The following is a 3,507-nucleotide window of genomic DNA, read 5'->3' as shown; positions in this document are numbered from 1 at the left end:
AGGCGAGGAGGCAGAGGAAAAAGAGAATGCGCATGGGTGGCTCGCTGGTTGGATCGAAAGCAGCCTAGTGGTCTCTGTGCGAGACGGCAATGAGGCGGGGAGTTTCCCCGTGCCGATGTCCTTTGTTGGATGCTCTTGCGGTTTGGTAGCTGTGGCCAAGATGTGGATCGCTTAGAGTTGACAGATTGGTTTTGCTAAGTTTTCATTTCGGCATAACTGCTAGGGAAATTTATCATGAATAATTATGAAGTCGGAGGCCCTGAGCTTGGCGATATTCATCATAAAGCCAATGACAAAAAATACTTTTGTTATTTCACGGGCTTCTTAGAAGGAATTTTAGCAAGTGGAGATATAGAAGCTGGTGAGGTGGAGCCGCTTCTACTTCAGTGTGTTGAATTTGTTGAAAATGTTGGAGATGAAGACGCTTTTGAAATCGTCGAAGACTTTAATGCGGATATTTTGGAAGCGGCGAGTCTTGCAGACGCAATTGAATATCGGTTGCGTGAAATTGACTTGGAGTGTGAGCGAAGTGCCTTGAAACTGAATAGCCCCTAATTTCCTAGACACCTTCTTGGTTCACGTTTGGCTGTCTGTTTTCGAAGTCGACGGGCGACAGCATCCCGTTTCTGACATGTTTGCGTTTCGGGTTATAGAACATTTCGATGTAGTCGAAGATATCCTGCCTGGCCTGTTCACGGGTCTTGTAGGTGCGGCGGCGGACACGTTCACGCTTGAGCAAATTGAAGAAGCTTTCAGCGACCGCATTGTCGTGGCAATTACCGCGTCTGCTCATCGAATGTTCAATGTTATGGGCCCGCAGAAATGCGGCCCAATCTCGGCTGGTGTATTGCGAGCCTTGATCAGTGTGAATTAGCACGGTTTGCTTTGGCTTGCGCCGCCAGACAGCCATCAGCAGCGCTTGTAGGACAAGGTCGGTTGGTTGCCTTGATTGCGTGGCCCAGCCGATCACTCGACGCGAGTAGAGATCGATAACGACGGCCAGATAAAGGAACCCTTCGTAGGTTTTGATGTAGGTAATATCTGAGACCCAAGCCGTATCAGGCTCAGCGACATCAAACTGCCGATCCAACGTATTATCGATGGCGACAGACGGTTTGCCGCCATACTTGCCAGGCTTGCGTTTGTAGCCGATCTCTGCGCGGATCCCTGCCAAACGAGCCAGTCTGGCAACACGGTTTGGGCAGCTGGTCTCGCCCAATTCCATGAGATCATCATGCAGTTTTCGATAGCCGTAGACCTTGCCGCTGTCTTTCCATGCATCTTTGAGCAACTTCGTCTGGCGCGCATCCTCACGCGCACGGTGGCTTAATGGGTTCTTAACCCATGCGTAGAACCCGCTAGGATGGATGTTGAGGCAGCGGCACATCCTGCGCACCGAAAAGGTGCGGCGATTCTCGGCCACAAACGCGTACTTCATTTTACATCCTTGGCGAAGTACGCGGCTGCCTTCCTAAGAAACAGCCATATCAACGTCGGCAGGTAATTCGTGCAAATCATACCCAAATGACTTGGCGCGACGCTTGAGGTTGCCGAGGACGCGGTTGCGGTACCGTTCCTCATAATGTGATGCGCCAGGATCCTTATAGGTCATGCCGTGTCGGAGAGTGTTGTAAAACAGAACTGCAATCTTGCGCGCCGTTGCTGTGACGGCTTTGGCTTTGCCCGCTCGTGCTGCCAGCCGTCGGTAAAACGCACCCAGCGCAGTATCACTTCGCCCGATCGTAACAGCTGCCAATCGTAAGAGGGCCGCAGCGCGGCTGGATGATCGTCGGGTTCGAGAAGACAGCACTTTGCCGCCCGATATCTTGTTGCCCGGTGCAAGGCAGAGCCACGACGTGAAGTGTTTGGCACTTGGCCATGCGCGCAGGTCAGTCCCACATTCCCCAACCAACTTGAGCGATAGTGAAGGCCCCATCCCATGGATCTCGGTTAGATCAACACCAAGAATACCGAACAGCGCCGCGCGTACATCAAATGACGGCGTGCTGACCTGCTTGGTCTTTGTGCGTGGACGGGGAAGCTGGCTGGGGTCGTGATCTTGGTCTGCTGCCAATGCGGCTAGCGTAGCCTCAAGATGGCGGTCGCATTCCAGCATTTTATTTTGGTAAAAGTCATAAAGCTCCAGCGACTGGGTCAGCGCAAAGATGTGTTCCGGACGATCGTTGCCGTTCAGGGCAGCTTTGATTGTCTCAACAGATGCGCGACAGCGGACATCGCGATGAGATGCCAAAACATCCAAATCCCGTTCTCCTGCGACAATGGCGCGGATGATCTTCATTCCGGTTACACCGGTGATGTCAGACACAACGTGATGTAGTTGCAGGTTCATCTCCATCAGTGCCTTCTGCATGTGTTGGATATGCGCCGCCGCATACTCTACCAGCCTCTCCCGTTGGCGCAGGTATGCCCGCAGTGTGGCAATCTCAGCTGATGGACGGAAACTGCCACGTAGCAAACCGTAGGAATGCAGTTGCCGCAACCAACTGGCGTCACTGACGTCGGTTTTGCGACCTGGCACATTCTTGGCGTAGCGTGCATTGACCAAGATGACCTCGAAACCATGCTGCTCAAGTATCTCGTAGGCCGGGATCCAATAGACGCCTGTAGATTCCATAGCAACGCTGGTCACGCCGTGCGTTTTGAACCAGTCGGCAAGATCATGCAGATCATGGGTGAAGGTGCCGAAGGCCTTTACAGGCATGTCGGTCACCTCGGGACTGACTGCCGCCATGTGTTCACGCGAACCGATATCAACAGCCGCAGCACCGACGTTCACCGTCTCGATCGCTTGGGCCTTGTGGGTCTTTTGCTTTGCCATCTTTGATCCTCCTGTTGGCAACAGAAGGGCGTGGGCTATGCAAATCCGTCATCTTCCTAACCGGGATCACCGCAAAGCAGCGTCACCACTCTCAAGTCCGCATCAACCCATGGACCACGTTTTTTAACGGGGTTCTGCCCTAAAACAGACCACCAATAAGCGAACGGTCGCTGCCCTTCATGGCGCAACTCTAGCACAGGCTGTTTCTACCGCGCACAGGCGGGCTCCAACCCGGAACGGTTTTTTAAGATATCTCGCTCCTCAGTCATCCGCGCCAGCTCACGCTTGAGCCTCCGGTTCTCAGCCTCGTGGTCAACAGATGATGCCTGTGACGCAGCCTTCGCGTAAAGCTTCATCCATTTGTAGAGTGAATAAGTGCTGACACCCAATCGCTCTGAAACCTCACGAACTGGATATCCACGCACCGTGATCTGATGCACCGCATCACGCTTGAAATCCTCACTGAAATTTGGCTTCCCCATAACGGCCTCCTTGCCTCAAAATTAGGGAAGAAAGCGTCTACAATACTAGCAACTGTATTTATGTTGTTCGCCATAATTGGTTTTTAGCCATGAGGGTATTTGCAATCATGAGCAGTTTGCGTGCCACCGCGATCAAGACAACTTTGTGCGGTTTTCCTTTTTCTTTTAGCCGATTGGCAAACACTT

General features: G+C 52.6%; 2 protein-coding genes and 2 pseudogenes. 1 reads left to right on the top strand and 3 read right to left on the bottom strand.

Annotated elements, in window-relative coordinates:
- Positions 1 to 234: 234 nt before the first annotated feature.
- A complete protein-coding gene (locus tag ABJM03_RS11510; RefSeq protein WP_348417629.1) occupies positions 235 to 555 on the top strand; it encodes a hypothetical protein in 321 nt (106 codons plus the stop codon).
- Between the two features lie 4 nt (positions 556 to 559).
- Here ABJM03_RS11510 and ABJM03_RS11505 read toward each other — a convergent pair.
- From ABJM03_RS11505 to ABJM03_RS11495, 3 genes and pseudogenes are all read right to left on the bottom strand, one after another.
- A pseudogene (locus ABJM03_RS11505) lies at positions 560 to 1,462 on the bottom strand (IS3 family transposase); the annotation flags it as partial.
- A gap of 9 nt (positions 1,463 to 1,471) precedes the next feature.
- A complete protein-coding gene (locus ABJM03_RS11500; protein WP_348417627.1) occupies positions 1,472 to 2,839 on the bottom strand; it encodes an IS110 family transposase in 1,368 nt (455 codons plus the stop codon).
- Between the two features lie 230 nt (positions 2,840 to 3,069).
- Positions 3,070 to 3,321: pseudogene (locus tag ABJM03_RS11495) on the bottom strand (transposase); the annotation flags it as partial.
- Positions 3,322 to 3,507 lie beyond the last annotated feature (186 nt).

Source organism: Sulfitobacter sp., from assembly GCF_039977885.1.
Lineage (GTDB): Bacteria > Pseudomonadota > Alphaproteobacteria > Rhodobacterales > Rhodobacteraceae > Sulfitobacter.
Note: the sequence above shows the minus strand (reverse complement) of the source record. Positions and strands in the feature narration are given on the sequence as shown.

What these genes read in the sequence shown, in the direction of transcription:
- ABJM03_RS11500 (WP_348417627.1), bottom strand. Translation starts at nt 2,839, where the DNA reads ATGGCAAAGCAAAAGACCCACAAGGCCCAAGCGATCGAGACGGTGAAC.
- ABJM03_RS11510 (WP_348417629.1), top strand. Translation starts at nt 235, where the DNA reads ATGAATAATTATGAAGTCGGAGGCCCTGAGCTTGGCGATATTCATCAT.